Origin of the sequence: Mesorhizobium sp. WSM4935, assembly GCF_029625735.1 — a bacterium.
In the GTDB taxonomy this organism is placed as follows: domain Bacteria; phylum Pseudomonadota; class Alphaproteobacteria; order Rhizobiales; family Rhizobiaceae; genus Mesorhizobium.
On record NZ_JARTVR010000005.1, the window covers coordinates 133,480 to 154,950 of the forward strand.

Consider the following 21,471-nt stretch of genomic DNA (forward strand, 5'->3'; position numbering starts at 1 on the left):
ATGCTGATCGGCATCCCGTCGCTGCTCGGGCCCCAGTTCCTGGCGACGCTCAGGGCAATGGGCCATGGCGACGAGATTGCGATCGTCGACGGCAATTATCCGGCCGAGGAACAGGCGCGACGGCTGATCCGCGCGGATGGCCATCATGTCATTCCCGTGCTCGACGCCGTGCTCAGTGTGCTCCCGGTGGACGAGGCGGTGCCGGAGGCACTGTTCCGCGCTTCGGTGAAGGGAGACCCGGCGCTGGCCGACCCCGTGCATCGCGAGATGGAAGCGGTCTGCGCCAGGCGTGCGCCGGGCCGGAAGGTGGTTGCGCTGGCGGGGCCCGACTTCTATGCACGCGTCAAGGCCGCGCACGCGATCGTGGCGACCAGCGAACCCAGGCTCTTTGCCAACATCATCATCCGCAAGGGCGTGATCCATCCGCCGGAGACCAAGACGACATGATCCTTTGCTGTGGTGAAGCCCTGATCGACATGCTTCCGCGCACCACGACGGAAGGCGAAGCGGCCTTCGCGCCCTATGTCGGCGGCGCGGTGTTCAACTCGGCGATCGCACTCGGCCGGCTCGGCGCTCCGGCCGGCTTCTTCTCCGGCCTCTCCTCCGACCTGTTCGGCGGGCAGTTCCGCGAGGCGCTCGGCGCCAGCAAGGTGAGCTCCACCTATGCGCACACCTCGCCGCGGCCAACCACGCTTGCCTTCGTGAGGCTCACCAACGGCCAGGCGACATACACCTTCTATGACGAGAACACCGCCGGGCGCATGCTCACCATCGAAGACCTGCCGAAGCTCGGCGCCGAGATCGAGGCGATGCTGTTCGGCGCGATCAGCCTGATCTCCGAGCCGGCCGGGTCCGCCTATGAGGAGTTCATGCGGCGCGAGCACGAAAGCCGGGTGATGATGCTCGATCCTAACATCCGGCCGAATTTCATCCCGGACAAGGCGAAGCATCTCAGGCGTATCCGCGAGATGATGGCGATGGCCGACATCGTCAAACTCTCGGACGAGGACCTCAACTGGTTCGACGAGGCCGGCTCACATGAGGACGTGGTGCGCAATTGGCTGGATCGCGGGCCGAAACTTATCGTCGTTACTCATGGCAGCGAAGGCGCCGTCGGCTACAGCAAGGCGCACAAGGTCACGGTCATGCCGCAGAAGGTGAAGGTCGTCGACACGGTCGGCGCCGGCGACACCTTCAATGCCGGCATTCTGGCCTCGCTGCATGAACAGGGCCTGCTCTCCAAGGCAGCGATCGGCAGCCTCTCCGAGGACGCAATCCGCAAGGCGCTGGAGCTCGGCGCCAAGGCGGCGGCGGTGACGGTGTCGCGGGCCGGCGCCAACCCGCCCTGGCGGGACGAGATCGCCTGAGCGGTTGTCCGGATTGGCCGAAGGGCTTCCCCAGACGATCACTTTATGTTTCCAAAAAAGGAGGACGGCGCGATAAAAGGCGTTGAAAATGCTCGTTTAGCCCGGTTTTCCGGCTTCTTCGGGCAATGCGCCGGCAAAAGGCGGTAACAGGCTGCGACACTAGCGCAATTGGCGTTGCCCCGGGCCGGCTTTCTCGTCCCGACCAAGTCTGATACCAGCGGGCCGGTTCATTGGCATTTTGAGGCGACATGCAGTTCATCGATCTTGGCGCGCAGCGCGAACGAATCCGCGACCGGCTGAAGGCCGCGATCGACAAGGTGGTCGAAGAAGGCCGCTACATCCTCGGCCCTCAGGTCACCGAATTCGAGAACAAGCTCGCGGCCTATGTCGGTGTCAAGCATGTGGTCGCCTGCGCCAACGGTACCGATGCGTTGCTCCTGCCGCTGTTTGCCGCCGGCATCGGTCCGGGGGACGCGGTGTTCGTGCCGAGCTTCACCTTCGCGGCCACCGCCGAAGTGGTGGCGCTGGCCAAGGCCGAGCCGGTCTTCGTCGATGTCGACCCTGACACCTATAACATCGACATCGCCAGCCTCGAAGCGGCGATCGACATGATCAAGAGGGAAGGAAGGCTGAAGCCGAAGGCGATCATTCCGGTCGACCTGTTCGGCCTTGCCGCGGACTATGAGGCGATCATGGCGATCGCCAAGCGCGAGAACCTCCTGGTAGTCGAGGACGCCGCGCAGTCGATGGGCGGTTCCGCCGATGCCAAAATGTGCGGCGCCTTCGGCCATGTCGGCTCGACCAGCTTTTATCCGGCGAAGCCCCTCGGCTGCTATGGCGATGGCGGCGCGATGTTCACCAATGACGGCGCGCTGGCCGACAAGCTCCGTTCCTTCGCCTTCCACGGCAAGGGCGAGACGCAATATGACAATGTCCGCGTCGGCATCAATTCGCGCCTCGACACGCTGCAGGCGGCGATCCTGATCGAGAAACTCGCTATCCTCGAAGAAGAGATGGTGGCGCGCCAAGCGGTCGCCGACCGCTATGCCAAGGGCCTCGGCGATATCGTCAAGGCATCGCGCAACCTCGGCCACGGCCGCTCGGCCTGGGCGCAGTATGCGATCGAGACGCCGAAGCGCGACGGGCTCAAGGCCCATCTCGGCGAAAAGGGCATCCCGTCGGTCATCTATTACGTGAAGCCGCTGCACGAGCAGGTGGCCTACAAGCATTATCCGCGCACGCCGACCGGCCTTGCCGTCTCGGAGGAACTGCCGAAGCAGATCCTCTGCCTGCCGATGCACGCCTATCTCAGCGAAGCCGACCAGGACCGCATCATCGAGACGATCCGAAATTATATCGGATCGAACTCGGCGCATGTCGCGGCTGCTTAAGCCGAGACGTTGGCGGGACAGAGGGGAGGATCTCGGCGGAGGTAGGTTTCAGGCCGGTCCTATCGTTTCCCCCTCGCAATGAAATGCGGGTTGGCGAAATCGCTGTCGCCGACCTGGTTGCACTTGCCGTAGACGAGCGGCTGGCCGTCCAGCGTGCGGGTCATGCCGCCCGCGGCGCGCAGCACGGCGTCGCCTGCCGCCGTGTCCCATTCCATGGTACGGCCGAAGCGCGGATAGACGTCGGCTTCCGCCGCTGCGAGCAGGCAGAATTTCAGCGACGAGCCGATCGAGACGATCTCGGCGGCGCCGAGATCACGGATGAATTCCTCGGTTTCCGGCGTGTTGTGCGAGCGGCTGGCCACGACCGCGAGCGGCGTGCCGCCTTCGCGCACATTGATCGGCCGGCGTTCGGTGATGCGAAAATCGGCGTCGACCTCCAGCGCCTCGGCCTTGCCCGGCCGTCCACTGAAGAAGCGTCCGGTGCACGGCGCGAACACGACGCCGACTTCCGGCACGCCGTGACGGATGAGCGCGATGTTGACGGTGAAATCGGTGCGGCGGTTGACGAATTCCTTGGTACCGTCGAGCGGATCGATCAGGAAAAACGCGCCGTCGAGGTCGGGCGTGGCGATACCTGCCGCCACCTCCTCCTCGGCCACACAGGGAATGTCGGGGTAGGCGGCGCGCAGGCCGGCCAGGATGATCTTCTCGCTTTCGCGGTCGGCTTCCGTGACCGGCGAGGAATCCGGCTTGCTGTCGACGGCGCCGCCTTCGTGGAAGACTCGCATCACCTCACGGCCGGCCTCGAGCGCCAGGCGTTCGAAGACCCTCAGCATCGCCTCGTCGTCAGATGCCGCCGCCATTGTCATACTGCTCCTCGGCGATGTCGCGCTCGGTCAGCCAGCGTTCCAGGGCTTCCGCCATTTCCTGCGGGCTCCTGCCGAGGGTCTTGAGATGGATTTCCGGGTTCTCTGGCGCCTCATAAGGAGAATCGACGCCCGTGAAATTCTTGATCTCGCCGCTCAAGGCGCGTGCGTAAAGGCCCTTCGGGTCGCGGCGTGCGCATTCCTCGAATGGCGTGTCGACGAAGACCTCGACGAACTCGCCCTCGGCCATCAATTCGCGCGCCATGCGCCGTTCGGCACTGAAAGGCGAGATGAAGGAGACGATGACGATCAGTCCGGCGTCGGCCATCAGCTTGGCCACCTCGGCGACGCGGCGGATGTTCTCCACGCGGTCGGCGTCGGTGAAGCCGAGATCGCGGTTAAGGCCGTGGCGGACATTATCGCCGTCGAGGATATAAGTATGACGCCCGGATGCGAACAGCTTCTTCTCGAAGAGGTTGGCGATGGTCGACTTGCCGGAGCCGGAGAGTCCGGTGAACCAAAACACGGCCGGGCGCTGATTCTTCAAATCTGAGCGGCCGCGCTTACCGACATCGAGCGACTGCCAATGGATGTTTTCGGCACGGCGCAGCGAATGCAGGATCATGCCGGCGCCGACGGTGGCGTTAGTGATGCGGTCGATCAGGATGAAGGCGCCGGTGTTGCGGTTCTCGGCGAACGGATCGAAGGCGATCGGAGCTCGCGTCGAGAGGTTGCAGACGCCGACCTCGTTGATGTCGAGCGACTTCGCCGCCTCATGCGCGAAGTCGTTGACGTTGACCCGGTATTTGAGCTCGGTGACGGTGGCGCTGACCTGATCGGTTTCGGTGCGCAGGATGTAGGAACGGCCAGGCAGCAGGGCCTGCTCGTCGAACCAGACGATGTTGGCGGCGAACTGGTCGGCGACCTGCGGTCGCGCGGATGGCGAAACCAGCAGGTTGCCGCGCGACACCTCCACCTCGTCCTCGAGGACCAGCGTGATCGCCTGGCCGGCCACCGCCTGCTCGAGGTCGCCGCCCTGCGCGACGATACGCTTGACCCGGGACGCCTTGCCGGATTTCGCGACGACGACCTCGTCGCCTTGCGAAACGGTGCCCGAGGCAATGGTGCCGGCAAAGCCGCGGAAATCGAGGTTCGGCCGGTTCACATATTGGACCGGGAAGCGGAACGGCAGCTCGACGGCGGCCTCGTCGACTGACACGATTTCCAGGTGCTCGATCAGCGACGGCCCGGAATACCAGGGCGTGCGCTCGGAGCGGCTGGTGACGTTGTCGCCGAAACGCGCCGACATCGGGATCGGCACGACGCTCAGGAAGCCCAGTTCCCGCGCGAACTGGTCATACTCCGCGACGATCCGGTCGAACACGGTCTTATCGAAGCCGACAAGGTCGATCTTGTTGACCGCAAGCACGATATGCCGGATGCCGAGCAGCGAGGCGATGATCGAATGACGCCGGGTCTGGCGCAGCACGCCCTGGCGCGCATCGATCAGCACGATGGCGAGATCGGCGGTCGAGGCGCCCGTCGCCATATTGCGCGTATACTGCTCATGGCCGGGCGTATCGGCGACGATGAACTTGCGCTTGGGCGTGGCGAAGAAACGATAGGCGACATCGATTGTGATGCCCTGCTCGCGCTCCGCCTCCAGCCCGTCGACCAGCAGCGCGAAGTCGATGTCGTCGCCGGTGGTGCCGTGCTTGCGCGAATCCTTCTCGAGCGCTGCAAGCTGATCCTCGAAGATCTGCTTGGTGTCGGAGAGCAGCCGGCCGATCAGCGTCGACTTGCCGTCGTCGACCGAGCCGCAGGTGAGGAAGCGCAGCAGCGACTTCTTTTCCTGCGCGGCCATGTAGTCGCGGATCTGATCGGTCGGGGCGAGGCTCTTGGCCATGATGTGGCGCATTATCAGAAATAACCCTCGCGCTTCTTCTTTTCCATCGAGCCGGCCTCGTCGCGGTCGATGAGGCGGCCCTGGCGCTCGGAGGTGCGGGCGGTCAGCATCTCGCCGACGATCGCTTCCAGCGTGTCGGCGTCGGACTCGATCGCGCCGGTCAGCGGGTAGCAGCCCAGCGTGCGGAAGCGCACGAGGCGATTCTCGACCGTCTCGCCCGGGCGCAACTGCATGCGCTCATCATCCTTCATGATGAGCATGCCGTCGCGCTCCACCACCGGCCGCTCCTTGGCGAAATACAGCGGTACGATCGGGATGTTCTCCTGCAGGATGTACTGCCAGATGTCGAGCTCAGTCCAGTTGGACAGCGGAAAGACGCGGATCGATTCGCCCGGCGCGATGCGGGTGTTGAAGATCTTCCACATTTCCGGCCGCTGGTTTTTCGGGTCCCAGGCATGCTGGGCGTTGCGGAAGGAAAAGATGCGCTCCTTGGCGCGCGACTTCTCCTCGTCGCGGCGGGCGCCGCCGAAAGCCGCGTCGAAGCCGTATTTGTCGAGCGCCTGGCGCAGCGCCACCGTCTTCATCACGTGGGTATGGGTGTTGGAGCCGTGGTCGAAGGGATTGATGCCCTCGCGCACGCCATCCTCGTTGACATGAACCAAAAGGTCGAAGCCGAGCCTCTGTGCCATCTGATCGCGAAAGGCGATCATCTCGCGGAATTTCCAGGTGGTGTCGACATGCAGGAACGGGAAAGGCGGCTTGGCCGGATAGAAGGCCTTCATCGCCAGATGCATCAGCACGGAAGAATCCTTGCCGACCGAATAGAGCATCACCGGCTTGGAGAAAGACGCCGCGACCTCGCGGAAGATGTGGATGGATTCGGCCTCGAGCCGCTGCAGATGCGTGAGCGCGATGTTCATGGAGCGTCGGGCGTTCTCTCGTGCCGTCGATCGGAAATTTTGCATCGCAGGCACAATTCCATGCCGCCCGGGCGCAAATTTCACTTCGGACAAACTGTTTCGTGCGGGCGTTCTAACAGATCGGCGCCGCCAATAACAATGCAAGACCGGCGCGACGCGAGGCCATTATAGAACGAATTTTCCAAGCATGGCCGGCAAATCGGAAAATCCTGCCGGGCTGTCAGAATGCCGAAGCGAGGAAAGGCCGTGCCGTTGGGGAATTCCGCGCTCCCGATCATCGCCGGATCGAGGGTTTTCTGTCGGAACATTGTCGACCGCACTATCGCGAGGCGGCGCCAGCCGCTATACGGGCTCGGGGAACGGGCAAAGCGCGGCAAACGGAGATCGGCGAGACGGCCTTGGCTGGCTCGATGGAGATCCGGGCGCAACCTGGAAATTGCGAAGCAAAGCATTTGAACCCGTTTACAAAGCTCCGGCGCCACCTCACGCCCGCACAGATCAATTTCTATTTCTCTATCGTCTGCTTTTTTTCGCCGCCGGTGCTTGGATCGCTGGTCAGCATCACCTTCAATGCCGGCGGCGTGTGGTCCGTGCTGCTGCTCGCCGTGAAACGGAGGCGCTTCAACATCGACGGGCCGATGCTCGCCTTGACCGCCGCGATCTACGCCTATTGCGCGGCCATGGTTCTCGCTTCGATCGTCAACGGCACGCTGGCCGCCGATTTGCGGTTTTTCCTGCCGCTGACCACCTTCCTGCTTTTCCCGATTTCCTATTCGACCTGGAGCATCACGGAGAAGGATGCGCTCGCACGCATCGCCATTCTGGCCAGCACCGCGGCCTGCTTCGGCGCGCTGGCGATCGCCGTGTTCCAGTATCACTGGCTCGGCGTGAGGGCCGAGGGCGGCGCCGGAAACCCGATCGTCTTCGCAACCGTTACCTGCCTTGCCATCATGACATGCCTCGCCGGCGCGCTGTCGGGCATCGAGAAACGCTGGAAGCTGCTCGTCCTGGCGGCGATCGCTGGAGCTATGGCGATCGTCTATTCGGGATCACGCATGATCTGGGTGGCCGTGCCGATTGCCGGCATCGTCGTGCTTCTCATCAACCGCCGCCGGTTCACCGGCGCCAGCATGGCGCGCTTCGTGGCGATCGGCGTCGTGGTCGCCCTTGTGATCGCCGTCATCGGCTCTCGCGTCGTGCTGGATCGAACCGACTTCCTGGTCAGCGACTGGGATGCGCTCAATGCCAATGGCGATCATTCGACGGCGCTCGGCCTGCGCGTGGCGATGTGGGAAATCGGCTTTGCCGCGGTTCGCGAGATGCCGATTTTCGGCCATGGCATCACGGCCAGCCGCGCGCTGATGAAGCAGGGCCTTCACGACCGGTTCGGTCTAAGCGCAGGCTTCAGCCATTTTCACAACGGCTTCCTGACCGCGATGGTCGAGGCCGGCCTGCTGGGGGCGCTGGCCCTTGCGTCGATCTTCATCGTCGCCGCGTGGAACGCGGCAAGGACGCTGCGCATCCGCGCCGATCCGGTGGAGCGGTTCGGCGCGACAATGGTTCTTGTCGCGGTCATCACCTATCTCATCGGCGGAATGGCCGGCATCCTTGTCGGCCACGATATCCTCGACGCGGTGCTGATGGTGTTCCTTATTTCCGGGACCTACCTTGCGTCCGGCCGGACGGTCGCGCCGACCGGCAAAGACGCGCCCGCGATGGCGCCGGACACCAGCCCGCAACCATGAAGGTCCTAGTCACCGGCGCGACAGGTTTCATCGGGCGCCGGGTCGTCAGCCGGTTGCACGAAGCCGGATTCGACATACGGATCGCTTCGCGCCTGCCGCAACGGCTGGCAGACACGAATGATGCCGTCGCGCTGCCCGGCGCCGATGCGCCGCGGGAAGCGTTTCTGGCGCTGATGCGCGACGTGACGCATGTCGTCCACTGCGCGGCGCTCAACAATGATCGCAGCGCCGGCGCGGCCGACTTTCGGACTGCCAATGCGACACTGACCGGACGGCTCGCCCAGGCAGCCGCCGCGCGCACCGACGGGCGCTTCATCCATCTCTCCTCGATCCGCGCCGTGGCGGGGCCCGGTTTCAGCGGCACCATCGACGAAGCCACGCCCCCTGCCCCGCAATGCGCCTATGGGCGCTCCAAGCACGAAGGCGAGATCGCAATGCTGGAGGCTTTTGCGACAGCCGGACGCGACGGCGCGACGGCGCTGCGGCTGCCGCCGGTCTATGGCGAAGGCATGAAGGGAAATCTGCGTGGGCTTATGCGGTTGGCGGCTACCGGGCTGCCGTTGCCGACAGCCGCTCTGACGGCGGTTCGTTCGCTCGTCTCCCGTGACGCCGTGGCCGGCGCCGTGACGCATCTTGTGACCCGTCCCGCGCCGCCGCGCCCGACCTATGTGCTCGGCGACGCTTCGCCGGTTGCGATGTCCGATATCATCGCCGCGTTCCGGCGCGGATGCGGCCTGCCCGCGCGGCTTCTGCCCATACCGGCCTGGCCGTTCCGGCTGCTGGCCACGCTCACCGGCAGACAGGCCGCGTGGCAGGCTCTGGTGGCGACGCAGGTCTGCGATTCGTCGTTGCTGGCCTCGGAAGGCTGGGAGCGCGAAACGGATACGCTCGGCCGGCTTGAAGAACTGGCACGACAGGGAAGCGGTTCGTCGCGTCCGTGAACGGTCGAACGCTCCAAGCAGATGTTCGTGAGATACCCCACGAACATCTGTTTGGATTCCTGATTTCTCTCGCAGGTTTTGATCGCAAAACCGCGAGACACTTTTGCGGAAGCTGCTTAGGCGCGGAAGAACGTGCCCAGCAATATCTTGAGGTCCAGGCAGGTCGAGGCGGTCCTGATATAGGCCGCATCGGTTTCCGCGCAATGTTTTGGATCGGACATGTCGATCCCCTTGATCTGCGCCAGCCCTGTGATGCCTGGAAGTGCTGCGAGCACGCCCAGTTCCTTGCGCCGTTCGATCAGTTCCGTCTGCGTCGGCAGGCATGGACGAGGGCCCACAAGGCTCATCTCGCCCTTGATCACGTTCCAGAGCTGCGGCAATTCGTCGATCTTGGTGGCACGCAGCACCTTGCCGACCGCGGTGACCGAACCGGCCGGCGCCTCGTGCGTGGGCAAGGACGGCGTTGCGCGATACATCGTGCGCAATTTGCGGCAGGCAAAGAGCGCTCCTCCCCGGCCGACGCGGATCTGCGAGAAGATGGCCGGGCCGGCCGACGTTGCCCGGATTGCCAGCATGGCGACAAGCAGGACGGGCGAGGCCAGCGCCAGCATCGGAACAGCAACGGCTAGATCGAGTGCACGCTTCGCCTTCATGGCTCAGATCCGGCGCCAGAGGAAAGCGACGTAGAGCCCGAGCGTCCCCATGAATGTCTGACGGTAGACGCCGCTTTTCCCGAGCAGGCTGAAGCGCCTGAATATGTTGCCTTTGCGCGCCCTGATGAACAAGCGAAGGCAAAGTGCGGCGTCCCGCACGATGAGGTCGCGGTTGACGGCGAGGCCGCGCAGATTGCTGTCCGTCCAGGTAGCGAACTGGCCCTTGAACAGGCGCCCCAGCCTTGAAAACCTCGCTTTCCACGAGACATTAGCGCCGACGAGGTTCGCCGCGTGCTGGCGGTATCTGACCAGCGGCCGCGGCTCGTAGCGGACTTTGCCGCCGGCGGCGGTGACGATGAGATAGGCCCACCAGTCATGGCTGACGAATTCGGTTCTGGCCGATGCTTTCGCCAGAAGGTCGCGCGCGGCGCGGTTGAAAAGCATGGTGTTGCCGCCGGCGATGCTCTGCACCAGCGCATTGCGGAAGGACGGCGGGCGACGGAAGAGCGGCGAGTAGCCGGCCGGAACGCCGGTTTGCGAAATGGTCGCCGTGCGCGAGCAGAACAGGAGCGGTATGTCCATGTCCTCTCCCTCCATCCAGCGGATGGCACTCTCCAGCCGATCCGGCTCCCAGACATCGTCCTGGTCGCAAAAGGCATAGCAGTCGGCATCGATGCGCGAATCGATGATCATCGAGCGGAAATTCGCGGCGAAGCCCCTTCGCGGGCCCTGCAAAAGCGTAAGAGATCCCTTGTTCCACCGGGACCGCCACGTCTCGACGATCGCGGTTGTGGCATCCGTCGAGCCGTCGTCGGAGATCCAGAGATCGACGCGCGGCCAGGACTGCGCGAGCAAGGATTCCAATTGCTCGCCGATATAGGCCGCGCCATCCTTCGTGCCCATGAGGACGGCCACGCGCTGATCTTTTCTGGTCACGGCTGTGGAATCACTTGCCGGCGGGATGTTCGAACAGGTTCCAATAGCCAATTGCGGGCGCGCGGCACAGGTGTAAAGCCCATAGCATTCTTTAAGCTTTTTATTTCATGCATGTCTTTGTCCCCGCAACCGGTTTCCACTTTCCGGGGACATGCTTAACCGATCTGTCCGGCCGCTTTCGGCGCCGCCTCTTCGCGCAGGCCGCCAATGTCTTCTTCCGCCCTGTAGAGCCCGGCCAGTATGGCGAGCGCGGCGGCCTTGTCGCGATCGTGCAGGGCGGCCACCAGCGCCGGCAGGGCCGCCTCGATCTTCGGCCATTCGAGGACTCCTGTCCTGAGGCCGAATATCTTGGCGATGTCGAGCTTGACCACCTCCTCGTTCTCGGCATGCAGCGTCTCGTGCAGCTTCTCGCCGGGCCTGATGCCGGTGAAGCGGATCGGAATATCGGTGTAGGGGCTTTTGCCGGCCATGCGGATCATGGTTTCGGCGACTTCGAGGATCGGCACGGGCTTGCCCATGTCGAGCATGTAGATGGCGTAGTCATCCGCGCCCTGGCGCTGCTCGGCATCGGCGGCCGACATGATGACGAGGTCGACGGCCTCGGCGACGGTCATGAAATAGCGGGTCATGCGCCGGTCGGTGATGGTGACCGGCCCGCCGGCCTCGATCTGCGCCTGGAAGATGGTCGCCACCGAGCCGTTGGAGCCGAAAACATTGCCGAAGCGCACGGCGATGAATTTCGTGCCCGAACGACGTAGATCGGGGGTGCCGGCATGGCCGTTCGCCGCGCCGGCACGCGGCGGCGACGCCGCCTGGGCCTCATGCAGCGAGGAGACGATCTGTTCGGCCGCCCGCTTGGTGACGCCCAGCACCGATGTCGGGTCGACGGCCTTGTCGCTGGAAATCAGGAGGAACTGCGGCACCCCGCATTCGGCGGCGATCTCGGCGCAGGCGAGCGTGCCGAAGACATTCGTCTCGATCGCCGCTTCCCAGTTCTCCTCCAGCAGCGGCACATGCTTCAGCGCCGCGGCGTGAAAGATGATCGCCGGTTTGAACTCCTTGACGAGGCGCGTCATGTGAGGCCGGTCGGTGACGTCGACGATGCGGCTGGTCAGCCGGTCGCGGTCGGCGTCGTCGGTCTGCTGGTCGAGCTGGAAGATGCCGAACTCGGAATTGTCGGCCACCAGCACCGCCTCGGCGCCCAGTTCCAGCGCGCGCTTGACGAGCACGCGGCCGATCGAGCCGGCGCCGCCGGTGACCATCACGCGCTTGCCGCCGACGAAGGCGCCGATGCGCATGGTGTCGGTGGCGACCGCCGAACGGCGCATGATCGTTTCCATCTCGACGGCATCGAGAACCAGCTTGCCGCCCTGCCCCAGTTCCGACAGGCCGGCAAACTGGACGACGGCAATGCCGCTATGGCGGGCGACGCGCACCAGCTCGGCATAGTCCTCGATCTCGCGCTCGACGCCCTGGCCGAAGATCAGGAGATCGAGGCTTTGCGTGCCCTTGACATAGTCTTCCAGCACCTCGACCAGGCGGGGCCTGACCGCCACGACTGGAACGCCCTGGATCTGCGTGCCGAGCGGCGCGTCGCTCTCGGTGGCCATGATGCCGGCGATGGCATATTCGGCAGGCCGGGCCGTGCGGGTGAAGCGCACGATCACGTCCGCCTCGCTCAGCCGGCCGATGAACAGGGCCTGCTTGGTTGAGGCATCGCCGGCGGCGCGGCGCAGGATGCGCCAGCTCGCGCCGTCGCGCAGGAAGCGATAATAGAGCCTGGGCGCCGAGATGATGGTGAAGGAGACCAGGAAGAAGACGATAAACTGGCGCTCGTTGAGGCCCGCGACCGGCTGGAAGAAGGAGCGGAAGGCGAGCGAGGCCAGATAGAGGATCACCGTCAGGCTGCCGCAGCCCTTCAGGATGTTGAAGAAGTCGGGCGTGGAGGCAAAACGCCAGACGGTGCTGTAAAGGCCGGAAGTGCGGAACAAAAGATGGGCGACGAGCACGATGAGCGCCCAGCAGGCCAGCCCGCCGGTGGAGAACGCGTCGAAGGAAAGCCGCGATTGCGACAGGATAAGGCTAAGCGCCACCGCGACCAGGACCATGACGAGATCCTGGACCATGATGATGGCGCGCCGCATCCTCGGTCGGAGTTCCGATACGGCTTCTACGTAGGCGGTCATTGGGCAGTACTGAACTCCAAGCGCGGAAATACTATCAGATCGGCTGCGGACAAAACATCGTCCACCGCCACTTCAGATTGCAAATCCACTACCCTGTCGCCCGGTTATCGCCTTAGCGCGGCGCGGGCGGGAGAGCCAGAGGTTTTTTGGGGATGTGAGATTGTACGAATGATTTGCTCGGGAGCAGCAACAACTCAGACTGAACTGTCTGCCGTTTCAGAGCGACTGTCGGGACTAATAGCGCCCGCTAATAAATGTCATGATATGACGATCCGGCTTCACTAAGCCGCAGCGCGCTGCCATAAGCTTGTCGCAATGGCTATGAAAGAGGTGGACGGCAGTCGTGTGGGGCGAGGGACGAATCACCAGAACAATTATGGCACCACATTGATGATCTCGGCACTGAACGGCGCCCTCGACGACATCTTCAGGGCGATGAAGTTGCGAAGGGTATGGATTGCCCTCGCTCACGAAGATATCGGCGACCAGCACCGGCGCACGACGCTTGGGCCGCTTTGGCTGCTGGTCAACTACCTCGCTTTCGCGGGAACATTTGTTTTCGTGTTCCAGCCGGCCGGGAAGGATGCGGCAGGTTACGCCGCTTACGTTGCCATCGGCCTTATGGTGTGGTTTTACCTCATGGAGGTCATCTCCCTGAGCGTGCCGCTTTTTAAGCGCGAAGAGAGCTTCATTGAAGGCACGACGCTGCCGCTGTTCGTGTATGTGATGCGGCTGACGATACAGTCGGCGATACGGGCCGGCTATGCAGTTGTCGGATGTATCATCATCCTGCTGGTCAGCGGGCCGTCGCTGACGCCTGCGTGGCTGTGGTCGCTTGCGGCACTGCTGTTGATCCTGTTGACCACACCAGCCCTCATCACGGTCTTTGCCTTTACCGGCGCATTCTTCCCGGACAGCGAATTCATCGTCGGCAATCTGATGCGTGTTGGGATGTTCTTTACGCCTGTCTTCTGGGTTTATAACGGGCAAGATGTCGTACAGACATATGCATATCTCTGGAACCCTTTCACTTACTTCCTGGACATTGCGCGTACTCCGATCCTCATCGGTGAATTTCCGAGCAACGCCTTTGCCGTCACCGGCACCACCGCCTTGGTCATGTGGGCGATCGCGTTGCTGCTGCTTGGCAGATATCGCCGCCAAGTCGTCTTTTTGATTTGAGTTTGTCATGGTTTCCATAAAGCTGGACAATGTCAGCCTGGTCTACAAGCTGCACGAAAAACTGACGCTTTCGGCGCCGGACCGGCGTTTGGGCGCTACGGGCGGTCGAATTGAAGGCTCCGGTCGAAAGCAGTTCGTCCAGGCGCTGGACGACGTCAGTTTCGAACTGAAGGCAGGCGATCGGCTCGGCCTTGTCGGGCCGAACGGAGCCGGGAAGACAACACTGCTGAAGGTCCTCTACGGCATCTACGAGCCTTCCGGAGGGAGCGTCACGATCGAAGGTAAGGTCGATGCTCTTTTCAACATCAACATCGGATTTCGCCGCGAAGCGACGGGCCGCCGGAACATCGTATTGCGAGGCTTGATCAACGGATGGTCGGAAGCGGAGATCGAAGAAAAGATGGAAGACATCATTGTCTTCAGCGAGCTCGGCGATTTCATCGACCTTCCATTCAAGGCTTACAGCCAAGGCATGGCGGCACGGCTCGCCTTTTCGGTTGCGACGGCGCTTGACCCCGAAATCCTGCTGATGGACGAATGGATCGGGGCAGGTGACGCTTCTTTTCAGGAAAAGGCCAAGAGACGCATGGACGAACTGGCCGAAAAGGCAGGCATCATCGTTCTAGCGAGCCACAGCGAAAGTCTTATTCAAAGCGTGTGTACGAAAAGGCTTACGCTCAAGGGGGGTCGAGTGGAGTCGCTGACCGCGGTGCCGATCAGGTCTGCAGAAGCGGCATTGGCCAGCTCCTAGGCTCACAACGTTCCCCAAAATGACGCGAGCCTGTTGCGACCGAGCCGGAATCTCAATAATTGTGCACCTGGGTTCTGGCGTTCTGCTGTTTCCGCGATGCAAGTATTCTCAGTTGGGTGATATTAGAATCATCTGAATTTCCGGACGCTTTGCACGCCAACAAGCCGGAATGAATAAGACAAGTCGTTGAGTTGGTGATGACGAAGCCGAATGCCGTTCCGATGAACGATCTCAAGCGTCTGCACCAGCGCTATGAGGTTAAAATCGCGCAAGAAGTAGCGAGCACGCTGCGGTCCGGATGGTGGCTCAACGGCGCGGCAGGGAAGCGATTCGCGGCGAATTTTGCGAAGTTTGTAGGAGCCTCGGACTGCATCCTTGTCGCAAACGGAACGGACGCCCTTGAACTCGCTTTACGCTCTATCGTCGGCCTTGACAATTTGCATGGACGCGAGGTGATCGTGGCGGCGAATGCTGGGGGATATGCCAGTTGTGCGTGCTGGCACAACGACCTCGTTCCACACTACGTCGACATCGAACCAGCTAGCCAACTTGCAAGCGTCCAATCGGTGCTGAAAGCGGTGAGCACCGACACGGCTGCGATTGTCGTTACCCACCTTTACGGCGGCGTGATCGATGTTCCCGCTATCCGGGCGGGGCTTACCAACGTCGGCATGTCGCATATACCGATCATTGAGGATTGCGCCCAAGCACACGGTGCTCGCATCAGGGGTGAAACGGCTGGATCGCTTGGAGACATCGCCACTTTCAGCTTCTATCCGACCAAAAATCTCGGCGCGATGGGTGATGGTGGCGCAGTCCTCACCTCCAACCCAAGACTGGCGGACCGCGTTCGTCAGCTTCATCAATATGGCTGGAATTCCAAGTACCATGTGGCCCTGCCAGGAGGGCGCAACTCTCGAATGGACGAGGTCCAGGCCGCGATTTTGGATGTACTTCTTCCGGACTTGAACAGTCGCAACGAACAACGCCGCACCATCCTTGGCCGATTTAAGGCTATTACCGGGCGCCGGCTCCAATTCCTCGACGGCGGCAACGGCGCCGTCGCACACCTTGCGGTCCTGCTGTGTGACGAGCGGGAGGCATTCCGCACCTTCATGAAGGAGCGCGGTGTCGATACCGATGTCCACTATCCCGTGCTCGATTGCGATCAGGTTGGGTGGGCTGCTCTGCCCATGAAAGGAACCGAAAATCTCCCAATTTCCCGGGCAAGTATCGGTCGTCTTTGCTCCGTACCGTGCTACCCGGACATGACGAATGATGAGGTCGAGCAAGTGTGCGGGGCCCTCATCGAATGGGAGGCAATGTGACTGCGCGCTCCATTGTTTTTCCCATTTACCGCAATGAGCCGAACATCCCTTCCCTGTTGCAGGCTGTCGCCAATTTCGACGCCATGTATGAGGGCGATATCGAGTTTGTCTTCGTCATCGATGGATCGCCCGACCAGTCGGGCGCCCTGCTGGTTAGGGCTTTGAAGGACGCCAGCTATACATACAAGATCATCTTCCACAGCCGGAATTTTGGCTCCTTCACGGCCATTCGGACGGGGCTTGAGCACGCGTCGGGTAAACATGTGGCCGCGATGGCGGCCGACCTCCAGGAGCCGCCCGAACTCATTGTCGAATTCTTTTCGATCCTGGAAAAGGACACGGCTGACGTTGTGTTTGGCCGCAGAACCGGCCGAGACGACCCCCTTCTGACACGTTTCCTGTCCCGGGCCTTCTGGAGTGTTTACCGCAGGCTGATCTTGCCCAGCATGCCGAGCGGCGGGGTCGACATATTTGCCTGCAACCGTCAGGCGCTCGAAGCGATCCTGTCAATTGAGGAGCCAAACAGTTCGCTTGTGATTCAGTTGTTCTGGGTTGGGTTCAGGCGGGAGTTCGTACCTTACCGCCGGCGCGAGCGGGAACACGGGAAGAGTGCTTGGGGCATTGGGCGTCGGCTCAGGTATATGATGGATTCGATCTTCTCGTTTTCCGACTTTCCGATCGTTCTTACGCTCTGGGTGGGGATCGCTGGTTGCATTCTCAGCCTTGTGTTTGCCGCAATCACCGTCGTGGCGCGCTTGCTTGGCAAAATCGACCCGGCCGGATACACCACATTGGTGCTGCTGATCGTGGGGTTTGGGTCAGCGATCCTCGCGGTGCAAGGTATCCTTGGCTGTTATCTTTGGCGAGCGGTTGAAAATACCAAATCGCGTCCGTTGCGGATAATAAGCCGCATTGTTGACGGAACGTCCGCATGAACGACAAACCATTTTTTGTTCATGACCGCGGTATTTGCGAAAGCACGCGCGTCGGCAACGGCACCCGCGTATGGGCGTTTGCCCATGTCCTCCCAGGGGCCGTGATCGGCGCGAATTGTAACATCTGCGATCACGTCTTCATCGAAAACGACGTGACCATCGGCGATGACGTCACGATAAAAAGCGGCGTTCAGCTGTGGGATGGCATTCGGCTGGGCAATCGCGTGTTCGTCGGCCCGAACGTCGCATTCACCAACGACCGCTTCCCGCGTTCGAAACACTATCCGGAGGCGTTTCTCCAGACGATCGTCGAGGACGGCGCCTCGATCGGCGCCAACGCAACGATCCTGCCCGGGATAGCGATTGGCCGCCAGGCGATGATCGGCGCCGGCGCCGTAGTGACCAAGAACGTGCCAGCCAATGCAGTCGTGGTCGGAAATCCCGCCGTCATTGTTGGCTATCAGACCGGTCCGCAGGTCGAGCCTGTGATGACGCAGGCGACCCCCGGCGCCGCCGGCGACCGGATGGCGCTTGGCGTCGGTGGATGCGAGCTGTGGCGGCTGCCGCATTTCAGTGATCTGCGCGGCGAACTGGCCCCGCTTGAGTTCGGACAGAACCTGCCCTTCAAGCCCTTGCGCTCGTTTCTTGTCTACGGTGTACCTTCGGACAAGGTCAGGGGTGAGCATGCGCACCGCCAATGCCACCAATTCCTGATTGCCACCCATGGCCGCCTGTCAGTGGTCGTCGATGACGGTCACGACAGAAAGGAGGTGTCGCTGGCAGACCCCTCGATCGGTCTTTACCTGCCTCCCGGGGTGTGGGGCATTCAGTACAAGTTCCAGCCGGACACTGCCCTGCTCGTCATGGCCTCGCATCCATATGACGCAAGCGACTACATCAGGGATTATTCGGATTTCCTCGCGACGGTCAGACCGGATGACCATTGACCGGATGGGCTCGGACGCAATCCGCTTTCTTATGGCCGGCGGATTAAACACAGCCTTGACGAGTGCCGTCTACTTTGCTGGCTTGACGATCCTGCCGTCGGGCATTTCCTACACCATTGCCTGGCTAGTAGGCCTCGCATTCGTGATGATGTTCTATCCGGACCGCGTCTTTCCTGGCGGGCGCACCGGCTTCGCGGATCGGCTGGCTGTCGGCGGCTCGGTCGCCCTGGTGTTTGTGGTAGGCTTGATAACCCTTCGTCTTCTCGAACGAGCGCTGCAAAGCCGAGCGGCGGCGTTCTTTGTAACGCTTGTCGTCACGACGGTGCTCAATTTCCTGGTTTCTCGATGGATACTCCGCAGACGATACTGATACGCCCCTCCTCGATCCGGGCGGCCATCAATCTCTTTGCGATCTTTGTCGCAATGTACTTTTCCGAGCTGGCCTCCTTTTCGCTGTCCATTGACGAAGAAGTAGCCGCCTTCAGAACCGACTCTTCGATCTGGATTGCCCAGGGGCGTTGGGGGGCCTACCTGATCGAGAGGTTCCTAATCCCAAATCCAGTAATGCCCTTTCTGGCGCCGGCGATCTTTGGCGTCGGTTGCGTTGCCGCTTACCTGCTCGTTATGGACGCCATCGACAAGCACCAGCTTTCCATCGCCGAATATGCTTGCTTCGCGATCTTCTGTGCCTTCCCGACCTGGTTCTTTATCGTAGAGTTCTACTCCAACATCGCTGCGGTCGGAATCGGCATGGCTGCCAGTGCTCTTGCGATTTGGCTGATCAACAAGATAGGTATTCCGGCAGCTGGTTCGCGCTTCCTCGTCGCGGTCGCTGCCGGCGGTTTTGCGATCTCAATCTATCAGAGTTTCGCACCGGCAATCCTGGTATTGGGCATTGCTGTCGGCGTTCTGCAGGCACGGGCCGGCATTGAAAGATCGCTGTCGAAAGACCTGATCCGCGTCGGTGCTTTGGTAGGGGGCTCCGCGATTTTCTACGCCGTCGGCAATGCAATTTTCAAATCGTTCACTTCCAAAAGGAGTGAGTATTTCGAGTCGCTTTTCCAGCCGGGTTTTTTTTTCCAACATCCAGTGGTGGTGACCGGCCGGGTGCTGGAAGCGATGGGAGGGGCGCTTGGCCTGGACAGTGGCACTTATGGTGTCATCTTGTGGGCAGTTCCGCTGCTGTTAATCCTCGGCGGCTGGACGCTTTTCAAGGAGTCGTCACGCACAACGTTACTGCTACTCGCAGCCGCGTTGGTCTGCCTATTCATTCCTTTCGGTGTCCACGTTCTGGCGGCTGGCATCATGCCCGTCAGAAGTCTCGTAGGTCTGCCGATAGCGGTCTGGCTCTTCGTCTACCTTGCGGTGACAAGCAGCAATGCGGGGATCAGCATCGTGTCGGCGATCCTGCTTGGAGTGGTCATCTTCCAGATTCAGGTGATCCAAAACTATCGCCAGGCGTCCAGCTATCTTGTCGACAAGCACGACACGCTCCTGGCTGCCGCTATCTACGACAGGCTGGCGGCGATGCGTGGCTTCGATACAAAGCGCACCTACGCTCTTACTGTGTTCGGCGGGCGGCCATTTGCGACCAACTATCCCAGACCGCCCAGTTCAACTGTTGGATATTCCTTCTTCGAGTGGGACGGCGGCAATGCCTGGCGCATCGCCTACTATATGAAATTGCTTGGCTATTCCAATCTCAATGGCCCGACGGAGCAGCAAGTCGATCAAACGATTGTCCGGCTTTCGACGATGCCTGTATGGCCCGCGCCAGGCAGCCTGGAAATAGAGGATGGTATCGCTTTGATCAGGCTGGGCGAGACCCCGAGCAGCGCAAACCGGCAAGCTCTTGCACGAGTGGCCAATCGCTAACAGACTTCAACCCAGTCCTCCAGTGAGGCTTGGCGCAAGTGCTCATTCCTTCATTCGGTTCCGCGTTCCCGTCGCAAACTATGGCGCCCGTTGAGCCTGCAGTTGCGAGGAATATTAGGCGCCTCTTCAAGCAGACTGTACACAATCAAGGACGGAATGAACGTCTGAGCGCGTCGCGTCGAACCGGATTTGAAGCGACGCGCTTTAAGATTGTTTTCATGCAGTCGTTCTCAAGGCGGCTGCACACCTTTGGGTTACATCCCATTAGATCGGTAAGGGGAACGCTTCAGAGCCGCCCATTCGCGCGTTGAACTGCCAGGTTCGGCCGCCTGCCCGCCGGACGGCCGAAAACGCGCTGACGTTTAGCCTCCTGGTGGCATCTGACGTGTGGAACGATATCCTCTTGCAGCATCAAGCTTTTTAGCTATTCCTTGGATAACTTTACGGCATAATGGATTCGATCTTGGGCAGTTCCAGAGGCGGTTTTGAAGAGATGTGTTCCTCCGATTTGATTAGCAACCAGCAAAGAAAAAAATTGCGGTCAACCAAGTTATGAATGTCATTCTCCATATCGGCGTCCACAAGACCGGCACAAGTGCGTTGCAATCGTTTCTGCAGCGGAATGCGGCGCTGCTTTCGAGCCGTGGGGTTGTTTACAAGCCGACGATTCCCGATTGGCCGAACCATAATCCATTGGCGATGGCATTCATGCCGGGGTCATTTGATCATGGTCCGACACGGTTGGCAACGACGCTCGATGAGGCAGAAAACAAGACGGTGCTTATCAGCTCGGAGATGCTTTGCGAGCCGGAAGTAGACCTTGATCTGTTTCTACAATGTCTCAGGGGTCATGACGTCCAAGTAATAGCCTATATCCGCCACCCTGGCGATATCGTCATTTCAGCCTTTAACGAGGTGGTCCGGCACCATGATAGACATTGGAAGCGACCGCTCAACGAGAGGCCATTCGCCTATGACCCATCACAGATGGACGTCCTAAGGAGATGGCTGAAGGTATCAAATCTCACATTGGCGCCCTACGATAGGAACCAGTGGGTAGGCGGTTCGATCTGTTCCGACTTTTTGAGGATGATCGGGGTCGCAGGTGATGGATTCGACTATGGCGAGGTCGGCGGAAACGAATCGCTGCCTTACCCGCTGGTCGAAGCACTTCGGCTTGTCAACACTGCCAATCCCACCGCCGAACAACACCACGCTATTGTCGAAATCTTGCGCACCATCACAAGCGAGCCATGGGAATATCCGCTGACGGCCAAGAACGTCAGGACGTGCATTAAGCACATGCGTCGGGCACTGCCATCCTATCGACCGCATTTCCGCGCCGGCTTCCAAGAAGCGTTCCTCCTTGAGCCTCGCCCTACCTCTAGCGAATGCCACCCCAGGGGTGTGAGGATCTCAGCTATTTGGCGGCCGGCCAAGACAAGCATCGCGGGAGCACTCAGATCGGTCGCAAGGCGTGCCGGTCGTACGTTCCAACGCTCGGTGGATGGTCCATAGGATCGCATCAACGCGCTGCAGATC

Annotated in this window: 19 protein-coding genes; 13 read left to right on the forward strand and 6 right to left on the reverse strand. The window is 61.3% G+C overall.

Annotated features, from left to right (window positions below; translation table 11 throughout):
* From P9273_RS15260 to P9273_RS15270, 3 genes are all read left to right on the forward strand, one after another.
* On the forward strand, positions 1-447 hold the full coding sequence (locus tag P9273_RS15260) for an RbsD/FucU family protein (protein ID WP_041002310.1): 447 nt from the start codon (positions 1-3) through the stop codon (positions 445-447).
* A complete protein-coding gene (locus tag P9273_RS15265) occupies positions 444-1,367 on the forward strand; it encodes a carbohydrate kinase family protein (protein ID WP_278049643.1) in 924 nt (307 codons plus the stop codon). Before P9273_RS15260 ends, P9273_RS15265 begins: the two co-directional genes overlap by 4 nt.
* Positions 1,368-1,615: 248 nt before the next feature.
* Positions 1,616-2,758: a DegT/DnrJ/EryC1/StrS family aminotransferase gene (locus P9273_RS15270; protein WP_278049644.1), complete on the forward strand. Its 1,143-nt coding sequence runs from the start codon at positions 1,616-1,618 to the stop codon at positions 2,756-2,758.
* A gap of 59 nt (positions 2,759-2,817) precedes the next feature.
* On the opposite strand, the gene cysQ is transcribed toward P9273_RS15270, so the two are convergent.
* Genes cysQ through cysD form a run of 3 tightly spaced genes read right to left on the reverse strand, consistent with a single transcriptional unit; the run spans position 2,818 to position 6,450 of the window.
* Entirely contained in the window at positions 2,818-3,594 is a 777-nt protein-coding gene (cysQ, locus tag P9273_RS15275) for a 3'(2'),5'-bisphosphate nucleotidase CysQ (RefSeq protein WP_278049777.1), read from the reverse strand.
* Positions 3,595-3,604: 10 nt separating this feature from the next.
* The gene (gene cysN, locus P9273_RS15280; RefSeq protein ID WP_278049645.1) at positions 3,605-5,542 is read right to left on the reverse strand and encodes a sulfate adenylyltransferase subunit CysN; all 1,938 of its coding nucleotides are present in this window, start codon (positions 5,540-5,542) and stop codon (positions 3,605-3,607) included.
* A gap of 2 nt (positions 5,543-5,544) precedes the next feature.
* Positions 5,545-6,450 carry a sulfate adenylyltransferase subunit CysD gene (gene cysD / locus P9273_RS15285; protein WP_278049646.1) on the reverse strand — a complete coding sequence of 302 codons (906 nt, stop codon included), beginning with the start codon at positions 6,448-6,450 and terminating at the stop codon, positions 5,545-5,547.
* Positions 6,451-6,902: 452 nt separating this feature from the next.
* On the opposite strand from cysD, the gene P9273_RS15290 reads away from it, so the two are divergent.
* Positions 6,903-8,195 carry an O-antigen ligase family protein gene (locus tag P9273_RS15290; RefSeq protein ID WP_278049647.1) on the forward strand — a complete coding sequence of 431 codons (1,293 nt, stop codon included), beginning with the start codon at positions 6,903-6,905 and terminating at the stop codon, positions 8,193-8,195.
* Entirely contained in the window at positions 8,192-9,136 is a 945-nt protein-coding gene (locus tag P9273_RS15295; protein ID WP_278049648.1) for an NAD-dependent epimerase/dehydratase family protein, read from the forward strand. The genes P9273_RS15290 and P9273_RS15295 overlap by 4 nt, the downstream gene beginning before the upstream one ends.
* Before the next feature lie 116 nt (positions 9,137-9,252).
* Here P9273_RS15295 and P9273_RS15300 read toward each other — a convergent pair whose 3' ends face one another.
* The 3 genes from P9273_RS15300 to P9273_RS15310 form a co-directional block, all read right to left on the reverse strand.
* Positions 9,253-9,789, reverse strand: coding sequence for a sugar transferase (locus P9273_RS15300; protein WP_278049649.1), 537 nt, complete (start codon positions 9,787-9,789; stop codon positions 9,253-9,255).
* A 3-nt stretch (positions 9,790-9,792) separates the two neighbouring features.
* Positions 9,793-10,704 carry a glycosyltransferase family 2 protein gene (locus tag P9273_RS15305; RefSeq protein WP_278049650.1) on the reverse strand — a complete coding sequence of 304 codons (912 nt, stop codon included), beginning with the start codon at positions 10,702-10,704 and terminating at the stop codon, positions 9,793-9,795.
* Between the two features lie 176 nt (positions 10,705-10,880).
* The gene (locus P9273_RS15310; protein WP_278049651.1) at positions 10,881-12,911 is read right to left on the reverse strand and encodes a UDP-N-acetylglucosamine 4,6-dehydratase; all 2,031 of its coding nucleotides are present in this window, start codon (positions 12,909-12,911) and stop codon (positions 10,881-10,883) included.
* A gap of 321 nt (positions 12,912-13,232) precedes the next feature.
* On the opposite strand from P9273_RS15310, the gene P9273_RS15315 reads away from it, so the two are divergent.
* From P9273_RS15315 to P9273_RS15350, 8 genes are all read left to right on the forward strand, one after another.
* Complete coding sequence (locus P9273_RS15315) at positions 13,233-14,093, forward strand: ABC transporter permease (RefSeq protein ID WP_278049653.1); 861 nt, start codon at positions 13,233-13,235, stop codon at positions 14,091-14,093.
* Positions 14,094-14,100: 7 nt separating this feature from the next.
* Positions 14,101-14,844 carry an ABC transporter ATP-binding protein gene (locus tag P9273_RS15320; protein ID WP_278049654.1) on the forward strand — a complete coding sequence of 248 codons (744 nt, stop codon included), beginning with the start codon at positions 14,101-14,103 and terminating at the stop codon, positions 14,842-14,844.
* 197 nt (positions 14,845-15,041) lie between these two features.
* The gene (locus P9273_RS15325; RefSeq protein WP_278049658.1) at positions 15,042-16,172 is read left to right on the forward strand and encodes a DegT/DnrJ/EryC1/StrS family aminotransferase; all 1,131 of its coding nucleotides are present in this window, start codon (positions 15,042-15,044) and stop codon (positions 16,170-16,172) included.
* Positions 16,169-17,107 (forward strand): glycosyltransferase family 2 protein, encoded by a 939-nt coding sequence (locus tag P9273_RS15330; protein WP_278049660.1) that lies wholly within the window; start codon positions 16,169-16,171, stop codon positions 17,105-17,107. Before P9273_RS15325 ends, P9273_RS15330 begins: the two co-directional genes overlap by 4 nt.
* A complete protein-coding gene (locus P9273_RS15335) occupies positions 17,104-18,054 on the forward strand; it encodes a WxcM-like domain-containing protein (RefSeq protein WP_278049661.1) in 951 nt (316 codons plus the stop codon). Before P9273_RS15330 ends, P9273_RS15335 begins: the two co-directional genes overlap by 4 nt.
* Positions 18,044-18,424 (forward strand): GtrA family protein, encoded by a 381-nt coding sequence (locus tag P9273_RS15340; RefSeq protein WP_278049662.1) that lies wholly within the window; start codon positions 18,044-18,046, stop codon positions 18,422-18,424. The genes P9273_RS15335 and P9273_RS15340 overlap by 11 nt, the downstream gene beginning before the upstream one ends.
* Positions 18,400-19,929, forward strand: coding sequence for a glucosyltransferase domain-containing protein (locus P9273_RS15345; RefSeq protein WP_278049664.1), 1,530 nt, complete (start codon positions 18,400-18,402; stop codon positions 19,927-19,929). The genes P9273_RS15340 and P9273_RS15345 overlap by 25 nt, the downstream gene beginning before the upstream one ends.
* Before the next feature lie 552 nt (positions 19,930-20,481).
* Positions 20,482-21,447 (forward strand): hypothetical protein, encoded by a 966-nt coding sequence (locus P9273_RS15350; protein ID WP_278049666.1) that lies wholly within the window; start codon positions 20,482-20,484, stop codon positions 21,445-21,447.
* Positions 21,448-21,471: the final 24 nt, after the last annotated feature.

Excerpts from the sequence above, each read along its gene's own strand:
- P9273_RS15315 (WP_278049653.1), top strand. The coding sequence starts at position 13,233 with ATGAAAGAGGTGGACGGCAGTCGTGTGGGGCGAGGGACGAATCACCAG.
- P9273_RS15295 (WP_278049648.1), top strand. The coding sequence starts at position 8,192 with ATGAAGGTCCTAGTCACCGGCGCGACAGGTTTCATCGGGCGCCGGGTC.
- P9273_RS15350 (WP_278049666.1), top strand. The coding sequence starts at position 20,482 with ATGAATGTCATTCTCCATATCGGCGTCCACAAGACCGGCACAAGTGCG.
- P9273_RS15340 (WP_278049662.1), top strand. The coding sequence starts at position 18,044 with ATGACCATTGACCGGATGGGCTCGGACGCAATCCGCTTTCTTATGGCC.
- P9273_RS15325 (WP_278049658.1), top strand. The coding sequence starts at position 15,042 with ATGACGAAGCCGAATGCCGTTCCGATGAACGATCTCAAGCGTCTGCAC.
- P9273_RS15265 (WP_278049643.1), top strand. The coding sequence starts at position 444 with ATGATCCTTTGCTGTGGTGAAGCCCTGATCGACATGCTTCCGCGCACC.
- P9273_RS15270 (WP_278049644.1), top strand. The coding sequence starts at position 1,616 with ATGCAGTTCATCGATCTTGGCGCGCAGCGCGAACGAATCCGCGACCGG.
- P9273_RS15335 (WP_278049661.1), top strand. The coding sequence starts at position 17,104 with ATGAACGACAAACCATTTTTTGTTCATGACCGCGGTATTTGCGAAAGC.
- P9273_RS15310 (WP_278049651.1), bottom strand. The coding sequence starts at position 12,911 with ATGACCGCCTACGTAGAAGCCGTATCGGAACTCCGACCGAGGATGCGG.
- cysD (WP_278049646.1), bottom strand. The coding sequence starts at position 6,450 with ATGAACATCGCGCTCACGCATCTGCAGCGGCTCGAGGCCGAATCCATC.
- cysQ (WP_278049777.1), bottom strand. The coding sequence starts at position 3,594 with ATGCTGAGGGTCTTCGAACGCCTGGCGCTCGAGGCCGGCCGTGAGGTG.
- P9273_RS15300 (WP_278049649.1), bottom strand. The coding sequence starts at position 9,789 with ATGAAGGCGAAGCGTGCACTCGATCTAGCCGTTGCTGTTCCGATGCTG.
- cysN (WP_278049645.1), bottom strand. The coding sequence starts at position 5,542 with ATGCGCCACATCATGGCCAAGAGCCTCGCCCCGACCGATCAGATCCGC.
- P9273_RS15320 (WP_278049654.1), top strand. The coding sequence starts at position 14,101 with ATGGTTTCCATAAAGCTGGACAATGTCAGCCTGGTCTACAAGCTGCAC.
- P9273_RS15260 (WP_041002310.1), top strand. The coding sequence starts at position 1 with ATGCTGATCGGCATCCCGTCGCTGCTCGGGCCCCAGTTCCTGGCGACG.
- P9273_RS15345 (WP_278049664.1), top strand. The coding sequence starts at position 18,400 with ATGGATACTCCGCAGACGATACTGATACGCCCCTCCTCGATCCGGGCG.